Below are 20,386 nucleotides of genomic sequence, written 5' to 3' on the forward strand. Positions count from 1 at the left end.
CCATGGTGTTTTCCGGTTCCGGCCGCCACCGCCGCCCGACCCAGACCGACCGCGCCGTGGCCGCCGCCACCGTGGCGGGCGCGGGCCTGGCCCTGCCGCTGCTGACCGCGACCGGCGCCCACGCCACGCCGAGCACCACCTGGGACGCGGTCGCCCAGTGCGAGACCGCGGGCAACTGGGTCGCCAACACCGGCAACGGCTTCTACGGCGGGCTGCACCTGACCGCGCGGGACTGGGTCGCCTACGGCGGCGACGAGTACGCCGCCGATCCCTCGCACGCCACCAGGGACCAGCAGATAGCCATCGCGGAGAAGCTGCTCGCCGACCGCGGGCCGAGCGCCTGGCCGGGCTGCGAGTCGGTGTCCGGACTGGCCCAGGCGACCACCACGCCGACACCGGCGCCAAGCGCGCCGACGTCGACCACGCCCGGCAAGCCGGATAAGTCCGACAAGCCCGACAAGCCGACGTCCGGGCCGTCGACGCCGACCGCCCCCACCGACGCGCCGCCGGCCACCCCGCCGACGCCCACCGCCCCGACCGCCGGCACGCCGAGCGCACCGGCGACCACGGCCACTCCGGCGCCCGCGTCCTCCGCTCCCGGCACGCCCGCCACCAGCACTCCCCGGCGGACCAGCCCCCCGCGCCAGCCCCCACCACGCCCAGCGCTACGCCGACCACTCCGGCGCAGCCGCAGCCCGGCACACCGGCGCCCGGTTCCGTGCCCGCTCAGCCCCAGCCCGCCCCGATGCCCGCGCCCGCACCGCAGCCCGGCTCGCAGCCCGCCCCCGTCGGCGGCCCCTACACCGTGCAGAGCGGCGACACCCTCTACGGCATCGCCACCAGCCACCACCTCGACGGCTGGACCCAGCTCTACCAGGACAACCTCGGCGTGGTCGGCGGCAACCCCGACCTGATCTTCCCCGGCCAGCAGCTCCAGCTCCCCTGAGCCGGGGCGCCCCGGCGTCCGTCGGAATCGGCCCGTCAGAATAGGGCCATGTCCCGACGAACCACCCGCCCCGCCAAGAAGCCCGCCGCCACCCGCACGAGCGACTGCCCGTGCGGCCTGCCGGCGAGCTACGACGACTGCTGCGGCCGACTGCACCGCGGTCTCGCCCAGGCGAGCACCGCCGAGCAGCTGATGCGCTCGCGCTACTCGGCCTTCGTCGTCCAGGACGTCGGCTACCTGCTGAGCAGCTGGCACCCGGACACCCGGCCGAGCGCGCTGGATCTCGCGCCGGAGCTGCGCTGGGAGCGCCTGGAGATCCTCGGGGGCACGGACGGCGGCCCGTTCCACACCTCGGGCACCGTCGAGTTCCGCGCCTACTACCGTGAGGGCCGCAGCTCGGGGACGATGCGCGAGAACAGCCGTTTCGTCCGCCACGAGGGTGCCTGGGTGTACCTGGACGGCGAGGTCGAGGCGGACTGAGCCCCGCACCGCCCCGAGGAGTCCGATGACCGACGTCCACCCGCCCGCCGTCCTGCCGGCCGAACTCCAGCCCGCCGCCCCACCGACCGAACTCCCGTTGGCCGAGCTTTCGTTGGCCGAGCTGCCGTTGGCCGAGCTGCCGTTGGCCGAGCTGCCGTTGGCCGACTACCTGCGCACCCTGCCGCACGGAATCCTCTTCGGCGCCGTCCACTTCACCGACCCGGACGGCCACCCGCTGCTGCTGAAGTCCGTCTACGACCCCGAGGTCTGGCAGTTCGCCGGCGGCAACATGGAGTTCGGCAGCGATCCGTGGGACTGCGCCCGGCGCGAGGTGTGGGAGGAGACCGGCCTGACGCTGCCTCAGCACCCGGTCCCGCCGTTGCTCGCGCTGCTCTTCGTCGCGGCCTCGGGCGACTGGCCGTTCAAGATCGGTGTGGTCTTCGACGGCGGCACCCTCTCCCACGCCCAACTCGCCGGCCTGGTGCTGGATCCCGCCGAGCACTCGGAGTACTCGGTCCGCTCGCTCGCCGACTGGCGCCAGGAGCTGCGACCGAGCCGGCTGGCCCTGCTGGAGGCGGCGGTCGAGGCCCGCCGGACCGGCCGCTCGGCCTACCTGCAGCTGCCGCTTCCCGCACCCGCCCATGAGACCTGAACCGCCGGCGCACCGAGCTACCGAGCTACTACCCGATCATCCCGATAATCGCTGTCCCGATTCCGGACGGCCCGTTAGCTTGACCCCCATGGACCTCACCGCCCCCGCCGACACCGCTCGCCTGGACCGCAAGGCGGTGGCCGCAGCGACGATCGCGGTCCTGCTCTGGGCCTCGGCCTTCGTCGGAATCCGCACGGCCGCCGCCCACTTCGGCCCCGGACCGCTCGCGCTGGGCCGGTTGGCGGTGGGCTCGGTGGCCCTGCTGGCGACCTGGGCGGTGCGCCGCGAGCCGCTGCCGCCGCGAGCGGCCTGGCCCGGCATCGCCGTCTCCGGCCTGCTCTGGTTCGCGCTGTACATGGTGGCGCTCAACTGGGGCGAGCAGAAGGTCGACGCAGGCACCGCCGCGATGGTGGTCAACCTCGGCCCGGTGCTGATCGCGCTGCTCGGCGGACTCCTGCTCCGCGAGGGGTTCCCGCGACAGCTGATGATCGCGGTCGCCGTCTCGTTCACCGGCGCCGTGGTGGTGGGACTGTCCCGCGCCGGCGGCTCCTCCTCGCTCCTCGGGGTGCTGCTCTGCCTGCTTGCCGCGCTGCTCTACGCGGCCGGCGTGGTGGCCCAGAAGCCCGCGCTGCGCCATGCCGGCGCGCTGCAGGTGACGGCCTTCGGCTGCCTGCTCGGGACGGTCGCCTGCCTGCCGTTCAGCGGGCAGTTGGTCTCCCAGCTCGCGCACGCCCCGCTCTCGGCCACCCTGGACCTGGTCTACCTGGGCCTGTTCCCCACCGCACTCGCCTTCAGCGCCTGGGCCTACGCCCTGTCCCGCACCACCGCCGGACGGATGGGCGCCACCACCTACGCCGTGCCTGCCCTGGTGGTGTTGATGTCCTGGGCGATACTCGGCGAGGTGCCGGCACTGCTGAGCCTGGTCGGCGGTGGGCTCTGCCTGACCGGCGTCGCGCTCTCCCGCCGTCGCTGACCCTCCGCCACTGACCCTCCGCCACTTCCCAAAGGACGCCCCCGTGCAGCTGACCATCGAGGACCAGCGCCGCCGCGCGCTCGCCTTCCGCGACCTCCACACCGGGCCCGGCGCCTTCGTCATCCCCAACGCCTGGGACGCCGGGACGGCGCGGCTGCTGACCGGGCTCGGCTTCCCCGCGCTGGCCAGCACCAGCGCCGGACTGGCCTTCGCGCTGGGCCGGGCCGACGGGGCCAACCTGGTCGACCGGGAGCAGACGCTGGCCAACGCGCGCTCGATCGTGGCGGCCACCCATCTGCCGGTCTCGGCCGACCTGGAGAGCGGCTTCGGCCCGGCCCCCGAGGACGTCGCCGAGACGATCCGGGCGGCGGCCGCCGCCGGACTGGCCGGCGGCTCGATCGAGGACGCGACGGGCGACGCCGCGGCGCCGATCCACTCGTTCGAGGCGGCCGTCGAGCGGGTCCGGGCAGCGGTCGAGGCGGCCCGCGGGCTGGACGTCCCGTTCACGGTGACCGCCCGCGCCGAGAACTACCTCTACGGGCGCGAGGACCTGGCCGACACGATCCGGCGGCTGCAGGCCTACGAGCTGGTCGGCGCCGACGTGCTCTTCGCACCCGGCCTGCCGGACGCCGAGTCGATCCGGGCGGTCTGCGCCGCGGTCTCCGCTCCGGTCAACGTCCTCGCCGCCGGGGCCGCCCAGCAGCTGACCGTCCCGCAGCTCACCGACCTGGGCGTGCGCCGGATCAGCCTCGGCTCCGGCCTGTCCCGGATCGCCCTGGCCGCCACCGTGCACGCCGCCCGCGACATCCAGCACACCGGCACCTTCGCCGCACTGGCCGACGCCCTGCCCTATCCCACCACCAACGCCCTGATGTCCCCGCCGGCGGTCTAGGCTTGCCCTAGTGTTGACGACATGTCAACTCGTCTTCTGACGGCGGCCGCCGCGCTCACCCTCGCTCTCACCCTCACCGAAGCGAACGCCTCGGTCGCGGTCGCCTCGGCCGCGGTCGCCTCGCCTGCGGTCGCCCCGCCCGCGCAGCCCTCAGAGTCCGCGCAGCCGGCGCACCCCGCGCAGCCCACCGCGGAGATCTTCGCCACCAGCAACACCGCGATCATCACCGACCCCGACGACCCCCGGCTCAGCACCCACCTGCGTGCCTTCGAGCGCGAGGTGCGCGGCATCATCCGGACCAACGGCGCCGCGCCCGGCTCCTCCACCCTGCTGGACGGCGTCTTCTGGTCCTCGGACCTGAAGCAGGCCACCTACGAGCGCTCCCGCGAGTTCGACGTCAACCGGGTCAGCGCCGACGGGCTGCACCACATCGCCGATCTGATCCGCAAGCAGTACCACCAGGAGTCGGTGCTGACCTTCCGCTTCCTGCCCACCACCGCCCCCGACGCCAATGCGGTCGAGATCGAGGCCCCCGGCGTCACCTCGCAGCGCCTGCACGACGCGCTGCTCGCCGACCCCGTCGCCCGCGACGAACTCGGCGGCGGCTCGGTCGCCCAGGACGGCAGGCTGATCCTGATCGCCCCGGTGGCCGACCTCCCGCTGACCCAGCACCTGCTCGCCGCACTGGGCGTGGACTGGACCGCGGCTACCGTCCGCTACGGCGCCGAGGAGTTCGTCGGGTAGGGCCGCTCCCGCAGCACGGCCTGCTCGGCCGCCCAGGGCAGCGAGTACCAGGAGAGCGCCGCCAGCACGGTGGCGCTCGGCAACTCGGCCGCGTAGGCCAGCACCTGGGCGAGCAGGTAGGACGAGCCGCGGTGCGCCGAGTACAGGTCGAAGTAGGCGTCCAGGGCGAGCAGCACGGCGGTGGCGGAGGCGACCGGGCTGGTGGCGCGGTGCCGACGGTGCACCAGCGAGGCCAGCAGGAGCAGCGCCGCCACCTCCATCACGTCCAGCCAGACCCAGGAGTTGGAGAGGTTCCGGGCCCCGAGGTACCCCCTGACCGACATCGCCAGTACGACGATCCACGGCAGCAGCAGGAACGCGGCCACCCGGAAGGCGATCGGCAGCCAACGCCGGAGCGTCGCCTCGCGGGCCTCGAGCGCTTTTCGAAGATCAGGCACCCGATGATCGTACCTATCCGTGACGGTCCGCCAGCTGATAGGAATTCATTCGGCAAGGCACGAAGGCAGCGGGGGAACTGGCAGTGGATCAAGCGACAAGTCGACAGGCTCAGGGTGGATCGGCTCAGGGTGGATCGGCTCAGGGTGGATCGGCTCAGGGTGGATCGGCTCAGGGTGGATCGGCTCAGGGTGGATCGGCTCAGGGTGGATCGGCTCAGGGTCGCCAGGATCAAGCCGGATCGACTCAGGGTCGACCGGTTCAAGCTGGATCGGATCAGGACAGCGCGACCGTCCTGATCCTCGGGGCCGGACCGGCCGGGCTGGTACTCGGCAACCTGCTGCTGGCGGCTGGCGTGGACTGCCTGATCGTCGAGCGACAGAGCCGCGCGCACGTCGAGCAGCGGGCCCGCGCCGGCTTCCTCGCCGCCAACACGGTACGGATCCTGACCGCCAACGGGCTCGCCGACGGCCTGCTGGCCAACGGGCAGCAGCACGACACCTGCGCCTTCCGCACCGACTCGGGCGAGTTCGAGCTCGGCTACCGCGACCTCGGCCGCCGCGAGGTGCACACCGTCTACCCCCAACAGGACCTGGTCCGCGACCTGGTCGCCGAGTTCCTGGCCCGGGGCGGCGAGCTGCGCTTCGAGACCGCCGCGATCGGGATCAGCGGACTGGACGGCGACCGGCCCGAGGTCCTCACCCAGGGCCCGGACGGTGCGAGGCGGCTGCTGCACGGCCGCTTCGTCGCCGGCTGCGACGGCCGGCACGGTCTGGCCCGTACCGCGATACCCGAGGGCGCGGCCCGTCGCACCGGCCGGGACCACGGTGTCTCCTGGCTCGCGCTGCTGGCCGCCGCGCCGCAGAGCCTGGCGGCCGTCACCTACGCCGTCCACCAGGACGGCTTCGCCGGGCACATGGCCCGCACCCCGCAGGTCACCCGCTACTACCTCCAGGTCGAGCACGGCACCGACCCCGCGGACTGGACCGACGACCGAGTCTGGGACGAACTGCAGCTGCGGATGCGCACCGACCAGTACGGCCCGCTGCACCAGGGCCCGATCCTGGAGCGCCGGGTCCTCAACATGGCCTCCGACGTCCTCGACCCGATCCAGTACGGCCGGCTCTTCCTGGTCGGCGATGCCGCCAGCCTGATCAGCCCGTCCGCCGCCAAGGGCGCCAACCTCGCGATCATGGAGGCCGAGGTGCTCGCCCAGGCGCTGGCCTCCCAGCTGCGGAACGGTGACGAGGGCCCGCTCACCCGGTACTCGGCCGACTGCCTGCCCCGCATCTGGCGCGCCCAGGAGTTCTCGCACTGGATGATCAACCTGCTGCACGGCCCCGCCGGCAAGGACGACGAGGCGGCCTTCCTCCGCGCCCTGCAACGCACCCGCCTGGAGAACCTGCGCACCTCGCGCCGCCACCAGGACCAGTTCGCCGAGCAGTACGTGGGGATCTGACGGCCCCAAGTGGCCACCTCCTCGGCCGACCGCTACCTCGCCGGACCGGGCGCTACCTCGGCGGGCCGGGCGCTACCTCGCCAGACCAGGCGCTACCTCGCCGGACCGGGCGTTTCCGACCGGCGCCGCGACCCGGCGATCAGGCGCCTTCCTCGCGCAGCGCCGCGACGGCCCGCGCGGTGGCACTGCCGATCGCGGCGTTGATCGCGAACTCGTCCGCGCCGGGCCGGGACCGGGTGAAGACGGCGGCAGCGTACTTCCGGCCGTCCGGGTACGAGATCACACCGATCTCGTTGCGCACCACCCCGATCAGACTGCCGCTCTTGGCCGCCACCTGCACCGGCCGCCGGAACCCCGCCGCGATCCGATGCCGCGTCAACTGCTTGGCCATGATGCCGCGTACGCGTTCGCAGGCGGCAGCCGGGCCGGCCTGGTCGGTCCAGATCAGCCGTAGCAGCCTGACCAGGTCGCGCGGCGTGCCACGGGTACCCTTCGCCGGGTCGAGCGCCCGGGAGCTCAGCAGCCGCTCGTCGGCCCGCGCCATCTCGTCCGCCGACGCCCCCGCCGACCAGGCGAGCGCATCCGCCCAGTCGGCGCGGCCGATGTCCTGGCCGATGGAGTCGAGCATGGTCTGCAGGTCCGACTCCAGCACGGTACTGGTCAGTCCGAGCCGTGCCGCCATCGCGTTGACGGCATCGACACCGATCCGCCGCAGCAGTTCGTCAGTGGTGTGGTTGTCGCTGATCGTGAGCATCAGCACCACCATGTCCCGTAGCGAAAGCACCACATCGTCCTGCAGGAGCGAGATCCCGGTGGGCCCCGGCGTCCGGCCGACAGCGCCGAGCGTCACGCGCTCACCCGGGTCCAACCGCCCATCGGCGAAGCAGCTCTCCGCCTCCAGCGCGATCAACACCTTGGACACCGAGGCCAACACCGCCTGCTGATCCGCCCGCACCGCGACCTCAGCGCCGCCATCGAGCGACTGGACGCACAACGTGCCTTCGCAACCGGCCTGTTCGAAAACCGCGCTGATCTTGTCCGTCATGCCACGGATTCTCTCAGCTCCCTCCCCGCCCCGGAAGGCGGTCGGCTCCCGCCAGCCCCCGCAACCACTCGGCGAGCGCGACGAAGTCGGCGTCAGTCAGGCCGCGACGGGGGTCGACGCGATGGAGCAGGGCCGGCCCCCGATGATGCGCCGCCACCCACCCGCGATCGACGCCGGTGATCTCGTCGTCAACCCACACGAACGCGCGCCCGGCTGCCCGCGCCACCAACGCCCGAGTCTTCCAGTGCAGTCCGCGCCGCTCATCCGCCTCATCCAGCCCCGACGGCTCCGGCCAACCCACCACCTCCAACTCCGGCAGCCCGAGCCTCGGCGCGATGCACTCGTTCGCGTCAGCCATCCACGTGGTGGCCCACACCAACTCGCACCCCAACGCCCTCAACCGCGCCCCGACCTTCGGATCCACCCTCCCCAACAACGGATTCGAGTCGTCCTCCCCCGCTCCCGGCCCCCGCTGCGACCCCGCCCCGAACGGAACGATCGGCCCATCGACATCGAGAAAGAGCAGCGGCCGCTGCGCGGAACCAGTCACAGCTGCAGGCTACCCAGGCCCTGGCCGGGGCTCTGGCCCTGGATGCTCAGAACAGCTCCCGTGCGCGCGTGCTGGCCCTGGGGGCCACCGTTGAAGAGGCCGATGAGTCCGAACGGTGCGTGGTCGCCGAGGCAGATGCCCAGCATTTCGTGCGCCTCGGCGTAGATGGGTTCGGTACGCGCGAACAGCGCCTCCTCATAGGCAGTGAGAGCCGCTTCGATGTTGTCGGGGTGAGCGGCGATCGCCTTGGCGAGTTCGGCGCCGTCGAGCATCGCCAGGTTCGCGCCGTCGCCGGACGGCGGCATGAGGTGTGCGGCATCGCCGAGGAGCGTCACTCCGGGCACGCGGTCCCATCGGTGTCCGTCCGGGAGTGTGTGGATCATGCGCGCGACCGGAGCGACCGCGCTGTCGGTGATCAGCGCGGTGAGCTCCGGAGCCCAGCCGTCGAACTCGGCCGCGACCCGAGCGGTCGCGGCGGCGGCATCGGTGAAGTCGATGCCGGCGATCCACTCGGCGGAGCGGTTCAGCTCGACGTAGGCGTGCAGGATGTTCCCCGCCTCGCGGTGCACGATGATTCCCTTACCGGGAGTCAGCGCGTACATCGCCCCGGCACCGACCGCATCGGCCGTCGCGGGGTGCCGCTCATCGACGTCGTACAGGTAGGTGTCGATGAACGTCGTGCCGGTGTACTCAGGCTCGGCGTCGGAGAGCAGCGGGCGGATCTTCGACCAGGCTCCGTCGGCACCGACGAGGAGGCTGGTGGTCACGGTTGAGCCGTCGGCGAAGGTCAGCTCGTGCCGGCCGGCGCTGAGAGCGCGGGCGCCGGTGACCTTGTGCGCCCATTGGACCGTCTGGTCGGGCAGGGAGTCGAGCAGGATCCGGCGCAGATCTCCGCGGAGCACTTCGGGGCGCTGCCCCGTGCCGTCGTCGGGGGCCTCGAACAGCAGCTTGCCGTGCTGGTCGAGCACGCGCGCCGCTTCGGCGCCTCCGTGGATGATCGCGCGGAACTCGTCGGTGAGGCCGGCGTCGGCGAGTGCGCGCTGCCCGTCGTCCTCGTGGATGTCGACCTGGCCGCCCTGCGTGCGGGACTTCTCCGAGGGATCGGCCTCGTAGACCATCGCGGGGATGCCGTGGACGTGCAGGACCCGGGCGAGTGTCAGTCCGCCGAGGCCGGCGCCGACTATGGCGATCGGGTGGTGGCTGGTGTTCATGGGCTTCCTCGCTTCTGTGCGGGCGCAGCGCCAGGGGCCCGAATGGCCCGAGGCGTCTGGGCTTTCAGACGCACTGATCACAGTCATCGGCCAGGCATCCTCTTCCTTGGCCCGGCAGCGGAAGCGAGCATGAACAGCGAGTATGAACACTGACAGCGAGGGCGGGGAGCCGGCCGAGCACGCACGCTTCGCGCGGTACCTCGATGCGTTCGCGCAGGTCCCGGAGGCGGCGGAAGTCGAGCTGGTCACCGTCGTTCTCGGCGACCCCGATCAGGTGATGGCTGTGTCGGCGGTCGCGCAGCACCTGGATCGGCGGGCAGCGGCCTTGCTGTCAGACCCGCGGTTCCAAGCCTGGGCGGCGAGTATGAGCGGCACTGTCGCCTCATATCCCTTCCTCACCCGGCGCTTGAGCGAGTGGTCCCTGTTCAGAGCCATCGCAGTCGACGAGCCCTGGGATCCCGACGCGCTGATCACCGCGACGGACTGGCTGCAACGCAAGGTCAGCGAGGGCTCGACTTCAGCACGAGCCTTGCGGGCCCTGGCCGAGAGCGGCCGCACCCGACGGGTGCGCAGCACCGCCAGGACCCGGCTGACTCAGCGTCGCCGCTGAGCGGACCGGCTCTGCTTCCGTCCCAGGTCTCCTGACGGTCCGTCAATCTCAGTAGGTGACTGTCACTCCGCTCACCGTGTGTGCGTCATTGAGCCCGCCTGTGGCCGCCGTGAAGCCGACCAGGGCGGGGCTTGGCAGTTGTACCGCGGTGTCGATCACCGGTGTGCCGTCCACCGAGACCTGGAGGTGGCCGCCGGTGGCTCTGGCCTCGATGGTGTGGGGGCCGTTGCGCAGGTTGGGGATGTTCTGGGCGGTGGACGCATAGCTCAGGGCGTCGCCGGTGCCCTGGGTGGCGACGCCGACGAAGTTGGCCGAGGGGTCGTTGCCGTTCTGGTAGGTGTCGAGGGTGACGGCGACCCCGGGCAGTCCTGCGTAGCCCAGGCCACCTCCGCCGACGCCCAGGGCGTGCTCGGTGGTGCGGCCGGCGTCGAGCAGGACGAAGGCCAGGCCGTCCGCACCGCTGCCGCCGCCGATGGAGGCGGTGAACCGGGCGTGCAGTTGGGCGGTCGGCACCGCGGTCGGGTACAGCGCGGAGCCGGTCTCATCACTGGCCGCCGGGGTGAGGACCAGGTCGGTACCGGAGAAGGCGGCGCTGCCGTTGAGCGTCCAGCCGTCGGCGCTGGGGGCGGGGACCGTACCGCCCTGCACGGCGGTGCCGGTGAAGCGCACCGTCTGCGCGCCCTGGCCGTCGTTCCCGGTGATCAGGTACTGCCCGGAGGCCGAGCCGGTAGCCGTGGGAGCAAGGGTGATGGCCTGGTGGATCACGTCACCCGGGTTGATCTGCTGTCCCTCGGCGACCGGATTGGGGACCGCGAAGGGCGGCGTGGGTGGTGCGGCCTTGGTGATGGTCAGCGCCAGGTTGCCGGTGTTGCTGAGGTCGAAGGTCCTGGTGGCCGAGCCGCCGACCGGGACTTCGCCGAAGTCCACGCTGGTCGGGCTGATCGTCAGGTGCGGCGCGCCGACCACCGCCGAACCGGTGAGCGGAACGGTGACCGAGAGCCCGTCGGCCCCGGTGACGGTCAGTTGGGAGGAGTCGCCGCCCGGCGGGCTGGCGACCGTCGGGGTGTAGCTCACCGAGACCGTGACCGAGGCTCCCGGGTCGATCTGCGCACCGGCTGCGGGCAGCCCGCTGGCCGAGAAGGGCGCGGCAGGGGCGGTGGTGGTGGCGACCGTCTCGGCACTGGTCCCGGTGTTGCTGATGGTGACGCTCAGCGTCTCGCTCTGGCCGGTGGCGAGTTCACCGAAGGCCAGGGTGGGCGGGGAGGCTCCGAAGCCCGGCTGGGTACCGGTGCCGTGCAGGTCGAGCCCGACGGTGCCGGCTGCCCCGCCCACGGTGACCGAGAAGCTGAGGGTCGCGGTGGCACCGCCGGCGCCGGTGGGCGTGAAGGTGACCGGGACGTCGAAGGTCTGGCCGGTGTTGAGGGTGACCGGCAGGGCGGGCGCCGGGCTGCCGATGGCGAAGGGCGCGGTGGTGGCCACGGCGGTGATCGTCACGGCCCGGGTGGCCGTGACAGTCACGGTGGCGGTACCGGTGTTACCGACGGCGGTCTGGCCGAAGTCGACCGGGGTGCCGATGAGTGCGCCCTGGGCGGGGCGGCCGAAGGCGAGCAGCTGACCGTCCCGGGTGCCGACGTAGACCCGTCCGTTGCTCACCGCCGCGACCGGGAACTTGACGGCGGTGCCGATCGGGGCGGACCAGCGCAGCCTCAGCACGCCGTTGACCGGAACGGCGTCGTAGGCACGCAGCTGGGCATTGCTGCCGTTGGAGCCGCCGGGACAGGTGACCCAGACCAGGGCGGAGCCGGAGGTGGTACCGGTGGAGCTGACCACCGGCGAGCCGGGATAGTGGCCGATGCTGCCGCTGCTGGTGCCGGCGCTGGTCAGCACGGGCAGGCCGGTACCGGAGACGCCGTAGCTGAGGGCGCGCAGCACACCGTCGTTCTCGGCGACGTAGACATAGCCGCCGTCGCCACCCCAGACCGCGGGGTGGCCCCAGACCCCGCGGAACGGGCCGCTGACGCTGAGCGCGGCGTCCGGCACACCGCGCCTGCTGCGGCCGCCGAGATCGTCCCGGTCGAGCAGGAAGACCCGGCCGTCCTTGCCGATCTGGACCATCAGGTTCGGGTGGGCCGCCGTCCCGAAGGGCGGCGAGGGCAGTGCGACCGGGCCGCCCGAGCCGAGGTCCTGGTCGTTGTTGTCGAGGTCGTCCGCGTTGCTCGGGCTGAAGAAGTCCTTGGCGACCAGATCGGGGCCGGCGTCTGCGGCGACCCGGACCACGGATTCGGCGAGGTGGCCGGGCGGCTGCTTGCCCGGGCCGGGCGCCGGCGAGATGCCGTTGCCGGTGGAGAGGAAGATCCGGCCCGGGCCGTCGGAGACCGGACCGTCGCCGCCCATCCAGACGCCCGCCATCTTGCCCCCGGCGGCGTCCTGGGTCGCCCAGAGGCGGATGGCTCGGGTGTCGGTCCGGACGCCGACCACGTAGCCGACATAGGGCCCGGCGTCGCAGTGCGAGCCGAAGCCCGCGAAGACCTCGCCGTCGAGCAGCAGCAGGCCGGGACGCTGATGGGCGGTGAACGGGATGATCGGGTTGGACGGGTCGTTGGCCGGGGCGCCCTGGATGGTGACCGGCCATCCGGGGTGCTCCAGGCCGGTGGCGAGGTCGAGCGCGTGCAGGTACCAGTGCGGGTGCTTCTCGTCGGGGCCGTCGTTGACCTTGGCGGTGACGTAGACCAGGCCTGACGAGGCGTCGTACACCGGCGTGGCCGTGACGCCGAGATTGGGGACCAGATCACCGCAGCCGATGGCCGAGGCGGGCCAGGCGGGGCCGAGCGAGCGGGACCAGAGGACGGCACCGGTCACCGCGTGGATGCCGTAGACGAAGTTGTTCTCGGTGGCGACCAGCACGGTGCTGCCGATCACCAGCGGCTGGGCGTAGACCTGCCCGTCGACCGTGGTGGCGAAGAGCTGGCCGAAGTCGGCCGAACTCACCTGGGCGGGCGTGAGTTGCGGCTCATTGGCCGTCCAGCCCGTGCGCATGGCGTCGATCGACACGGTGGTGTCATCGGTGCTACCGACGACCTGGGCGGAGTTCGTGCTGGTCTGCGTCATGCTGCTGCGCCTCCCTCACCGAGCGGGGACGAATGGATGCCTACGAATGGATGCCTACGAACTTCCTGACAGCACAAGTGTCCGGGATCTTCGTGACGCTCCGCAATCGCTCGATCAGGTGAACTGCCGTCAGAGTTCCATTGACTGACCGTCGAAGGCGACCTCAACGCCCGCCTCGGCCAGCACGGCGACGGCGGGCGAGCCCGGCACGGTCAGCGGGTTGGTGTTGTTCAGGTGGGTGTACAGCCGCCGCTTCGCCGGATGCCGGCGCAGCCGGTCCAGAGTGCCGCCTGGCCCGCTGACCGGCAGGTGGCCCATGCCGCGCGCGGCGCCGCTCGTACCGGTGGCCCGGTCGAGTTCGTCGGCGGTCCAGAAGGTGCCGTCCAGCAGGACGCAGTCCGCACCTGTCAGCCAGTCGTCGAAGCCCTCCGGCCACTGGGCCAGTGACGGTGCGTAGACCAGCGTGGCGCCGGTGGCGGTCTCCTCGAAGCGGTACGCCACCACCCAGGGGCCAGGGGCCGCCGACTCCCGGGCGTAGCGCGGCCGCTTGTCGCCGATCGGGAAGGCCGTGACGGCCAACCGGCCTCGATCCAGCGGCAGTTGCTCCCCGCCGAGCGGCCGCCAGTGGGCCGTGCCGTAGGGAGCCAGCAGCGAGCGCAGCGGGAACGCGTGGGTGAGCGCGTCCAGCACCGCGGCCGGCGCGTGGAGGTCGAGTGCCGCGCCCTCCCGCAGCGCGAACAGGCCGACGGTGTGGTCGAGTTCACCATCGGTCAGCAGGACCCCGCGCAGCGGCGTGTCACGGCTGCCGGCCGGTGGGACCAACTCCGGTACGGCCAGCAGTTGGGCGCGCAGCTCGGGTGAGGCGTTGACCAGGTACCAGGCGTTCTCGGAGACGCTGATCGCCAGCGCCTCCTGGCTGCGCCACCCGGCCGGCCCAGCCGATCGGGCCTGCTCGCAGGGGGCACAGCCGCAGTTCCACTGAGGCAGCCCGCCACCTGCGGCCGTGCCCAGAATCCGCACCCGCATCCGACTCCTCCACCCTCAGCGTCCGTCCCGGGATCCACTCCGTGGCCCGGGCCCCGGCAGCCGCGGCCCGGGCGGGCGCGGCACGATGACCGACCGGCCGGAGTCCTGGCTCCGGGTGGCCAGGAACGCGTCCACCAGCGGCCGGTGCGGCGAGAGCCGGCAGACCGGGTCGGCCACCGCGGCGTCCCCGGTGAGCTCGAAGGCCTGGCAGCGGCAGCCGCCGTGGTCCTGCTCGCGGCGCTCGCAGCTGCGGCAGGGCTCCGCCATCCAGTCCGTGCCCCGGAAGCGGTTGAACAGCGGTGCGTCGAACCAGATCTGGGCCAGGGTGCTGTCCCGTACGGTCGGCGCGGCCGGGCCGGCGAGCCGGCCCGCCGCCGGGCAGGGCAGCACGGTGCCGTTCGGTGCCACGGTCAACTGTCGGCTGCCCCAACCGGCCATGCAGGGTTTGGGCCACTCCTCGTAGTAGTCGGCGGGCACGTAGACGAGTGCCGGAAGCCGGTGCCGGCCGGCGCGCACGGCCTGCTCCGCCGAGAGCAACTGCTCCGGGGTGGGCAGCAGGGCCGCGCGGTTGACCAGCGCCCAGCCGTAGTACTGGGCGTTCGCCAGTTCCAGCCGGTCCGCGCCGAGTTCGACCGCGAGGTCGATCAGCTGGGGTACCCGGTCGATGTTGGCGCGGTGCAGGACGACGTTGAGAGACAGGGCCAGGCCCGCCTCGCGGACCAGTGCGGCGGCGGCGAGCTTGCGCCGGTGCACGGCGCGGCCGGCGATTCGGTCGGCGGTGGACGGCTCGGCGTCCTGGAGGCTGAGTTGCACGTGGTCGAGGCCGGCTGCGACCAGCTGGGCCGTGCGATGCGCGGTCAGCGCCTGACCGCCGGTGATCAGGCTGGTGTAGAGGCCCTGTCGGTGGACGGCGGTGACCAGCTCGACCAGATCCCGCCGGGCCAGCGGCTCGCCGCCGGAGAGGTGGACCTGCAGCACGCCGAGCGCCTGCGCTTGGGCGAAGAGCGCGATCCACTCGGCGGTGGACAGCTCGTCGGCGTAGTCGTCCAGCGCCACCGGGTTGGCGCAGTAGCCGCAGGCGAGTGGGCAACGGTACGTCAGTTCTGCCAGCAGGCCGAGTGGTCGCTCGACTGCCGGGCTCATCCCCCGCCTCCGTGATCGGCCTGGTCCGGGCCGGCCCCGACCAGGCCGAGCCGGGCCAGGTCGGCGAGCAGGGCGTCCACCTCCTCGGCCACCACCCCCCGGTAGGTGCTGCGCAGTTCGGCGGCGATCCCGGCCGCGTCGCGCCGGCCGTCGCAGAGCGCCAGCACGGCGGCGGCCGTCTCGTTGAGCAGCACCACGCCCTCGGGGTGCAGCAGGGTGGGCATGCCGCGCACCGCGTCCTGGGCGAGCCGCACCCCGCGCCGCAACCGCCAGCCGCGCACTGCCTCGGCTGCGCGGTCGGCGGGCCGGGTCGGCTGCTCAGACACGAGCGCCGATGTGCGCGTGCTCGATCGCGTCGAGCATCGACCAGAGCACATCGCACTTGAAGGAGAGCGCCGCGATGGCGGCGTCCTGCTGCTCGCGGGTGGTGCAGTACATGGTGACCAGCTCCATCGCGTGCGCCGCGTCGGCGTCCGCCACCTCGGGGCGCAGCTCGAAGTACCGAAGACCGGCGGGATCGACCCAGCGGTAGTGGGTGTGCAGGGCGGACAGCCGCTCGCGCATCAGCTCGGGTGAGAAGAGCTCGGTGAGTGAGGCGGCGACCGCCTCGGTCCACGGGCGGGTGCGGGCGAACTGCACGTAGGCGTCGGTGGCGAACCGGACGCCGGGCAGCACATGGCGCTCGTCCTCCACCTCCTCCACGCTGAGGCCGGCGGCCTCGGCGAGGGCCAGCCAGTCGGCGTTCCCGCCCTGGCCGAAGGCCGCGCCGTCCTGGTCGGTGATCCGGCGGATCCAGCGACGACGCACCTCGGGCACCGGACAGTTGGCCACCACGGCGGCGTCCTTCTGCGGGAGCCACTTCTGGTAGTACCAGCGGTTCGCCACCCAGGACCGCAGTTCGGCATCGCCCAGGGCGCCCTGATGGAGCCTCAGATGGAAGGGATGGTTGTGCCAGTAGCGCTCGGAGTGCGCATACAGCGCAGCGGCGAAGTCGGCGGTGCTCAGGGGCTCCAGGGCCGTCATGGCGGGCGCTACCGTCGGCCCGCGTAGGCCGTGACCTCGTGCGCGAGCTCGACGGGCCAGGCGCTGGGTACCACCCACTGGCGGCGCGCCTCGGCCTCCGGAACCGGCCTGCCCGGTGGCGTGGCAGGCTGCGCGCTCGTGCCGGGAGAAGTGCTCTGCTCGGTCATCCGCTACCCCGTTCCGGGCTGCTGCGTATACGGCCAGCTCCCAGCATCCGCCACTTCGAGTAGCCGCACAATCACCGAAAGGAGTGAAGCTGCTGCCCACCGGAGCCCCGACAGCCGGGCAGTGGGTTGCCTTTTCAAACCTACTACCGCTAGCGTGCGGACCCATGCAGATAGTTGGGAATCCAAACCCTCAAGCGGCCCATGCCGATCACCAGACCCAGGCACCCCACCTGCCCCACCCCCGCGCGGTCTTCCTGGTGGTGACCGCCGCGGTCTTCGTCTCCAACCTCGACCTGTTCATCGTCAACGTCGCCCTGCCCTCGATGAACCAGCGCTTCCACGGCAGCACCCTGGCCGGCCTCTCCTGGGTGCTGAACGGCTACGCGATCGTCTTCGCCGCGTTGCTGGTGCCGGCCGGCCGGCTGGCCGACCGGATCGGCCACCGGGCCGCCTTCCTCGCCGGTCTCGCGCTCTTCACGCTCTCCTCCGCGCTGTGCGCGCTCGCGCCCGGTGTCGGCTGGCTGGTCGGCGCCCGGCTGCTGCAGGCCGTCGGCGCCGCCCTGCTGATGCCCACCTCGCTCGCGCTGCTGCTGGACGCCACCGAGCCGCAGCGGCGGCCCGCGGCCGTCCGCGTCTGGGCCTCGATCGGCGGAATCGCGGCCGGTCTCGGCCCGGTGCTCGGCGGGCTGCTGGTGGAGGCCGACTGGCGCTGGGTGTTCCTGGTCAACCTGCCGGTCGGGGTGGCCGCCCTGGTGGCCGGGGCGCGGGTGCTGCCCCGGCTGCGCGGCCGGGGCGCCGAGCCTTGGCCCGACCTGGCCGGCGCACTGCTGTTGACGGCCGCGATCGCCGCGCTGGCCGTCGGCCTGGTCAAGTCCGACGCCTGGGGCTGGGGATCGCCCCGGGTGCTCGGCTGCCTGGCGGCGGCCGCCGTGCTCACCCTCGGTTTCCTGCTCCGGTCGGCCCGGCACCCGGCTCCGGTGGTCGAGCTGCCGCTGTTGCGAGTGCCGGTCTTCGCGGCGGCCAACGCCACCGCGCTGCTCTTCACCGTGGCCTTCGCCGGCATGCTGCTGACCTCGGTGCTCTGGTGCCAGCAGGTCTGGGGCTACTCGGCGCTGCGGACCGGCCTTGCCGTGGCACCCGGCCCGCTGCTGGTGCCGCCGATCGCCCTGACCGCGGGTCCACTGCTGCGCCGGCTCGGCCACGGTCGGCTGTCGGCCCTCGGCCTGCTCTGCTTCGGCGCCGGGATCGCCTGGTGGGCAGCGGCGATCGGGACCGCTCCCGGGTACGCCGGTGAGCTGCTGCCGGGCATGCTGCTCACCGGTGCCGGGGTCGGACTCACCCTGCCGACCCTGATCGGCGCCGCGGCGGCCGCGCTGCCGCCCACCCGCTTCGCCACCGGTTCGGCGGTCACCACGATGGGCCGTCAGATCGGCGCGGTGGTCGGAGTGGCGGTGGTGGTCAGCCTGCTCGGCACCCCGCACAGCGCCCAGCAGGCACTGGGCGCCTTCCGCCATGCCTGGTGGGCGGTCCTGGTCGCCACCGGGCTGGCGCTGGCCGGGTCGATCGTCCTCGCCACCGTCCAGCAGCGACAGAGCCCGACCCCGAGCGAGAACCCGAGCACGAGCACGACCCCGAGCACAAACCCGACCCCGACCCCGGGCAGACCGTAACCCCCGCGCACGCCCCACTCGCGGCCCCGGCAGGGAGCGCACACCCCCGCTCCCGTTGGCCGTCCGCCTGCCGCAGTGGAAAGCTCGAACCACGAGCCTTCCCGCGCACCCCGAGGAGCGCCGCGATGTCCGAGCGAGCAACGTCCCGGGCCGGAGCCACCGGTCGGGCGCCCGCCGTGCCGGGGCCGGAGAGCCTGCGCAACGTCGTGCTGGTCGGCGTCAGCGGCTCCGGCAAGACCACCTTGACCGAGTCCCTGGCGCTGGCCGCCGGCGCGCTGACCAGGGCCGGCCGGGTCGCCGAGGGCAGCACGGTCTCCGACTTCGAGGAGATCGAGCACCAGCAGCAGCGCTCGGTCCGGCTCTCCCTGGTGCCGGTCGAGTGGCAGGGCGTCAAGATCAATCTGCTCGATCCGCCCGGGCACGCGGACTTCACCGGTGAGCTACGGGCCGCCCTGCGGGCCGCCGACGCGGCGGTCTTCGTGGTCTCCGCCACCGATCCGGTGACCGGCCCGGTGCGGGCGCTCTGGTCGGAGTGCGCGGTGGCGGGCCTGCCCCGGGCCATCGCCGTCACCCATATGGACGCGGCCAGGGCCGACTTCGAGGAGATCCTGACGGCCTGCCAGGAAGCATTCGGCAACGGGCATCTGGACTCCGTGCAGCCGCTGGACCTGCCGGTCCGCAGCGACGGCCGGGTCCGCGGCACCGTCGAGCTGCTGACCGGCGAGACGCACGGCGAGGCCACGCCGCTGCCGGAGACCGAGCCGGCTCGGGAGCGGCTGGTCGAGGCCATCGCCGGCGAGGACGACGAGCTCATGGAGCGCTACCTGGGCGGCGAGACGCTCGACCCGGACGCGCTCACCCGGGGGCTGCGCGGCGCCGTGCTGCACGACTCGATCCACCCGGTGCTCCCCCTCACCGAGGACGGCACCGGCGCGGTCGACCTGCTCGACCTGATCGTCTCCGGCTTCCCCGCCCCGACCGACCGTCCGGCGCCGGAGCCGCTGGACGGTCGGCCCGAGGGCACCGGTCCCGACGCACCGCTGGTCGCCCAGGTGATCCAGAACACCGGCGACCAGTACGTCGGACGGCTCAGTCTGGTGCGGGTCTTCGCCGGCACCCTGCAGCCCGACCTGCTGCTCCACGTCGAGGGGCCCGAGGCGGGTACCGAGCACGGCGTCGAGGCCGCCGAGGACCGGATCGCCGGCCTGACCAGCCCGTTCGGCAAGCAGCAGCGGCCGGTCGGGGAGGCCTTGGCCGGCGACCTGGTCTGCGTCGGCAAGCTGACCACGGCTCGGGTCGGCGACACCCTCTCGGATCCGGCCGCCCCGCTGGTGCTGGAACCGTGGAGCCTGCCCGAGCCGCTGTTGCCGATCGCAGTCGAGGCCCGCAGCCGCAGCGACGAGGACAAGCTCGCCCAGGGTCTGGCCCGGCTGACCGCGCAGGATCCGACCGTCCGGGTCGAGCAGAACGCCGCCACCAAGCAGCTGGTGCTCTGGTGCACCGGTGAGGCGCACGCCGGCGTGGTGCTGCACCAGCTGGCCGAGCTGTACGGCGTCCAGGTGGACCAGGTGCCGTACCAGGTGGCGCTGCGCGAGACCTTCGGCGGGACCGCGACCGGCCACGGCCGGCTGGTCAAGCAGTCCGGCGGGCACGGCCAGTACGCGATCTGCGAGCTGCTGGTGGAGCCGCTGCCCGGCGGCAGCGGCTTCGAGTTCGTCGACAAGGTGGTCGGCGGCGCCGTGCCGCGCAACTACATCCCCTCGGTGGAGAAGGGCGTGCGCGCCCAGTTGGAGCACGGCGTGGGCGACGGCTATCCGCTGGTGGACGTCCGGGTCACTCTGTTGGACGGCAAGGCGCACTCGGTGGACTCCTCCGACGCCGCCTTCCAGACCGCCGGGGCGATGGCGCTCAAGGACGCGGCCGGCCAGACCAGCGTGCGGCTGCTGGAGCCGGTGGCCGAGGTCGCCGTCCTGGTGCCGGACGAGTACCTGGGCGGCGTGTTCAGCGATCTGTCGGTGCGCCGGGCCCGGGTCCTCGGCACCGAGCCGGGCGGCCCCGGGCAGAGTCTGCTCCGCGCCGAGGTGCCGGAGCTGGAGCTGACCCGCTACGCCGTGGACCTGCGCTCGCTCTCGCACGGCACCGGCTCGTTCACCCGTTCGCCGCTGCGCTACGAGGCGATGCCCCCGGCACTGGCTGCCAAGGTCGCCAGGCCCACCGCCGACCGCGCGACCCGCTGACCCGCCCCACAGACC

General features: G+C 72.8%; 20 protein-coding genes and 2 pseudogenes. 11 read left to right on the plus strand and 11 right to left on the minus strand.

What is annotated here, in order from left to right; all coding sequences use genetic code 11:
* Positions 1–2: 2 nt before the first annotated feature.
* Positions 3–293: pseudogene (locus tag BR98_RS40085) on the plus strand (transglycosylase family protein); the annotation flags it as partial.
* Here the strand turns inward: BR98_RS40085 and BR98_RS40090 are convergent.
* Positions 242–613, minus strand: a complete 372-nt coding sequence (locus tag BR98_RS40090; protein ID WP_051969316.1) for a hypothetical protein — start codon at positions 611–613, stop codon at positions 242–244. The pseudogene BR98_RS40085 and the gene BR98_RS40090 sit on opposite strands and share 52 nt — an antisense overlap.
* A gap of 132 nt (positions 614–745) precedes the next feature.
* Here BR98_RS40090 and BR98_RS40095 point away from each other — a divergent pair, with 132 nt between their 5' ends.
* The 6 genes from BR98_RS40095 (at position 746) to BR98_RS05030 (ending at position 4,687) form a co-directional block, all read left to right on the plus strand.
* Positions 746–946: a LysM peptidoglycan-binding domain-containing protein gene (locus BR98_RS40095; protein ID WP_051969317.1), complete on the plus strand. Its 201-nt coding sequence runs from the start codon at positions 746–748 to the stop codon at positions 944–946.
* A 48-nt stretch (positions 947–994) separates the two neighbouring features.
* Positions 995–1,426 (plus strand): YchJ family protein, encoded by a 432-nt coding sequence (locus BR98_RS05010; protein ID WP_035840497.1) that lies wholly within the window; start codon positions 995–997, stop codon positions 1,424–1,426.
* A 25-nt stretch (positions 1,427–1,451) separates the two neighbouring features.
* Positions 1,452–2,078 (plus strand): NUDIX domain-containing protein, encoded by a 627-nt coding sequence (locus tag BR98_RS05015; protein WP_051969318.1) that lies wholly within the window; start codon positions 1,452–1,454, stop codon positions 2,076–2,078.
* A gap of 88 nt (positions 2,079–2,166) precedes the next feature.
* Positions 2,167–3,051: a DMT family transporter gene (locus tag BR98_RS05020; RefSeq protein WP_035840499.1), complete on the plus strand. Its 885-nt coding sequence runs from the start codon at positions 2,167–2,169 to the stop codon at positions 3,049–3,051.
* 43 nt (positions 3,052–3,094) lie between these two features.
* Positions 3,095–3,943, plus strand: coding sequence for an isocitrate lyase/PEP mutase family protein (locus BR98_RS05025; protein ID WP_051969319.1), 849 nt, complete (start codon positions 3,095–3,097; stop codon positions 3,941–3,943).
* Positions 3,944–3,964: 21 nt separating this feature from the next.
* The gene (locus BR98_RS05030) at positions 3,965–4,687 is read left to right on the plus strand and encodes a hypothetical protein (protein ID WP_232247246.1); all 723 of its coding nucleotides are present in this window, start codon (positions 3,965–3,967) and stop codon (positions 4,685–4,687) included.
* Here the strand turns inward: BR98_RS05030 and BR98_RS40890 are convergent.
* A complete protein-coding gene (locus tag BR98_RS40890; RefSeq protein ID WP_051969320.1) occupies positions 4,660–5,124 on the minus strand; it encodes a hypothetical protein in 465 nt (154 codons plus the stop codon). The two genes, BR98_RS05030 and BR98_RS40890, sit on opposite strands and share 28 nt — an antisense overlap.
* Positions 5,125–5,243: 119 nt before the next feature.
* Positions 5,244–5,516: pseudogene (locus BR98_RS42475) on the minus strand (pentapeptide repeat-containing protein); the annotation flags it as partial.
* Here BR98_RS42475 and BR98_RS05040 point away from each other — a divergent pair.
* Positions 5,418–6,581: a 4-hydroxybenzoate 3-monooxygenase gene (locus BR98_RS05040; RefSeq protein ID WP_035843027.1), complete on the plus strand. Its 1,164-nt coding sequence runs from the start codon at positions 5,418–5,420 to the stop codon at positions 6,579–6,581. The pseudogene BR98_RS42475 and the gene BR98_RS05040 sit on opposite strands and share 99 nt — an antisense overlap.
* Before the next feature lie 139 nt (positions 6,582–6,720).
* Here BR98_RS05040 and BR98_RS05045 read toward each other — a convergent pair whose 3' ends face one another.
* From BR98_RS05045 to BR98_RS05055, 3 genes are read right to left on the minus strand one after another with little or no spacing between them, the layout of a single operon-like run.
* Positions 6,721–7,626, minus strand: coding sequence for a serine hydrolase (locus BR98_RS05045; RefSeq protein ID WP_035840501.1), 906 nt, complete (start codon positions 7,624–7,626; stop codon positions 6,721–6,723).
* 13 nt (positions 7,627–7,639) lie between these two features.
* Entirely contained in the window at positions 7,640–8,176 is a 537-nt protein-coding gene (locus BR98_RS05050; protein ID WP_035840504.1) for an HAD domain-containing protein, read from the minus strand.
* A complete protein-coding gene (locus BR98_RS05055) occupies positions 8,173–9,387 on the minus strand; it encodes an FAD-dependent oxidoreductase (protein ID WP_083975998.1) in 1,215 nt (404 codons plus the stop codon). Before BR98_RS05055 ends, BR98_RS05050 begins: the two co-directional genes overlap by 4 nt.
* A 142-nt stretch (positions 9,388–9,529) precedes the next feature.
* Here BR98_RS05055 and BR98_RS05060 point away from each other — a divergent pair, with 142 nt between their 5' ends.
* A complete protein-coding gene (locus BR98_RS05060; RefSeq protein ID WP_035840507.1) occupies positions 9,530–9,997 on the plus strand; it encodes a hypothetical protein in 468 nt (155 codons plus the stop codon).
* Positions 9,998–10,045: 48 nt separating this feature from the next.
* On the opposite strand, the gene BR98_RS05065 is transcribed toward BR98_RS05060, so the two are convergent.
* The 5 genes from BR98_RS05065 to pqqC form a co-directional block, all read right to left on the minus strand.
* The gene (locus tag BR98_RS05065) at positions 10,046–13,105 is read right to left on the minus strand and encodes a choice-of-anchor D domain-containing protein (protein ID WP_051969321.1); all 3,060 of its coding nucleotides are present in this window, start codon (positions 13,103–13,105) and stop codon (positions 10,046–10,048) included.
* Positions 13,106–13,234: 129 nt separating this feature from the next.
* A complete protein-coding gene (gene pqqB, locus BR98_RS05070) occupies positions 13,235–14,131 on the minus strand; it encodes a pyrroloquinoline quinone biosynthesis protein PqqB (protein WP_035840510.1) in 897 nt (298 codons plus the stop codon).
* Positions 14,132–14,146: 15 nt separating this feature from the next.
* Complete coding sequence (gene pqqE / locus BR98_RS05075; protein ID WP_035840513.1) at positions 14,147–15,274, minus strand: pyrroloquinoline quinone biosynthesis protein PqqE; 1,128 nt, start codon at positions 15,272–15,274, stop codon at positions 14,147–14,149.
* Positions 15,271–15,600, minus strand: a complete 330-nt coding sequence (gene pqqD / locus BR98_RS05080) for a pyrroloquinoline quinone biosynthesis peptide chaperone PqqD (RefSeq protein ID WP_051969322.1) — start codon at positions 15,598–15,600, stop codon at positions 15,271–15,273. Before pqqD ends, pqqE begins: the two co-directional genes overlap by 4 nt.
* Positions 15,593–16,297 carry a pyrroloquinoline-quinone synthase PqqC gene (gene pqqC, locus BR98_RS05085; RefSeq protein ID WP_035840516.1) on the minus strand — a complete coding sequence of 235 codons (705 nt, stop codon included), beginning with the start codon at positions 16,295–16,297 and terminating at the stop codon, positions 15,593–15,595. The genes pqqD and pqqC overlap by 8 nt, the downstream gene beginning before the upstream one ends.
* 331 nt (positions 16,298–16,628) lie before the next feature.
* On the opposite strand from pqqC, the gene BR98_RS05090 reads away from it, so the two are divergent.
* Entirely contained in the window at positions 16,629–18,134 is a 1,506-nt protein-coding gene (locus BR98_RS05090; RefSeq protein ID WP_083976002.1) for an MFS transporter, read from the plus strand.
* 125 nt (positions 18,135–18,259) lie between these two features.
* The gene (locus BR98_RS05095) at positions 18,260–20,371 is read left to right on the plus strand and encodes an elongation factor G-like protein EF-G2 (RefSeq protein WP_035840519.1); all 2,112 of its coding nucleotides are present in this window, start codon (positions 18,260–18,262) and stop codon (positions 20,369–20,371) included.
* Positions 20,372–20,386: the final 15 nt, after the last annotated feature.

Source organism: Kitasatospora azatica KCTC 9699 (genome assembly GCF_000744785.1).
Taxonomy (GTDB): Bacteria; Actinomycetota; Actinomycetes; order Streptomycetales; family Streptomycetaceae; genus Kitasatospora; species Kitasatospora azatica.

Coding starts and splice junctions, on each gene's coding strand:
- BR98_RS40095 (WP_051969317.1), top strand. CDS start 746: ATGCCCGCGCCCGCACCGCAGCCCGGCTCGCAGCCCGCCCCCGTCGGC.
- BR98_RS05010 (WP_035840497.1), top strand. CDS start 995: ATGTCCCGACGAACCACCCGCCCCGCCAAGAAGCCCGCCGCCACCCGC.
- BR98_RS05015 (WP_051969318.1), top strand. CDS start 1,452: ATGACCGACGTCCACCCGCCCGCCGTCCTGCCGGCCGAACTCCAGCCC.
- BR98_RS05020 (WP_035840499.1), top strand. CDS start 2,167: ATGGACCTCACCGCCCCCGCCGACACCGCTCGCCTGGACCGCAAGGCG.
- BR98_RS05030 (WP_232247246.1), top strand. CDS start 3,965: ATGTCAACTCGTCTTCTGACGGCGGCCGCCGCGCTCACCCTCGCTCTC.
- BR98_RS05045 (WP_035840501.1), bottom strand. CDS start 7,626: ATGACGGACAAGATCAGCGCGGTTTTCGAACAGGCCGGTTGCGAAGGC.
- BR98_RS05055 (WP_083975998.1), bottom strand. CDS start 9,387: ATGAACACCAGCCACCACCCGATCGCCATAGTCGGCGCCGGCCTCGGC.
- BR98_RS05060 (WP_035840507.1), top strand. CDS start 9,530: ATGAACACTGACAGCGAGGGCGGGGAGCCGGCCGAGCACGCACGCTTC.
- BR98_RS05065 (WP_051969321.1), bottom strand. CDS start 13,105: ATGACGCAGACCAGCACGAACTCCGCCCAGGTCGTCGGTAGCACCGAT.
- pqqB (WP_035840510.1), bottom strand. CDS start 14,131: ATGCGGGTGCGGATTCTGGGCACGGCCGCAGGTGGCGGGCTGCCTCAG.
- pqqE (WP_035840513.1), bottom strand. CDS start 15,274: ATGAGCCCGGCAGTCGAGCGACCACTCGGCCTGCTGGCAGAACTGACG.
- pqqC (WP_035840516.1), bottom strand. CDS start 16,297: ATGACGGCCCTGGAGCCCCTGAGCACCGCCGACTTCGCCGCTGCGCTG.
- BR98_RS05090 (WP_083976002.1), top strand. CDS start 16,629: ATGCAGATAGTTGGGAATCCAAACCCTCAAGCGGCCCATGCCGATCAC.
- BR98_RS05095 (WP_035840519.1), top strand. CDS start 18,260: ATGTCCGAGCGAGCAACGTCCCGGGCCGGAGCCACCGGTCGGGCGCCC.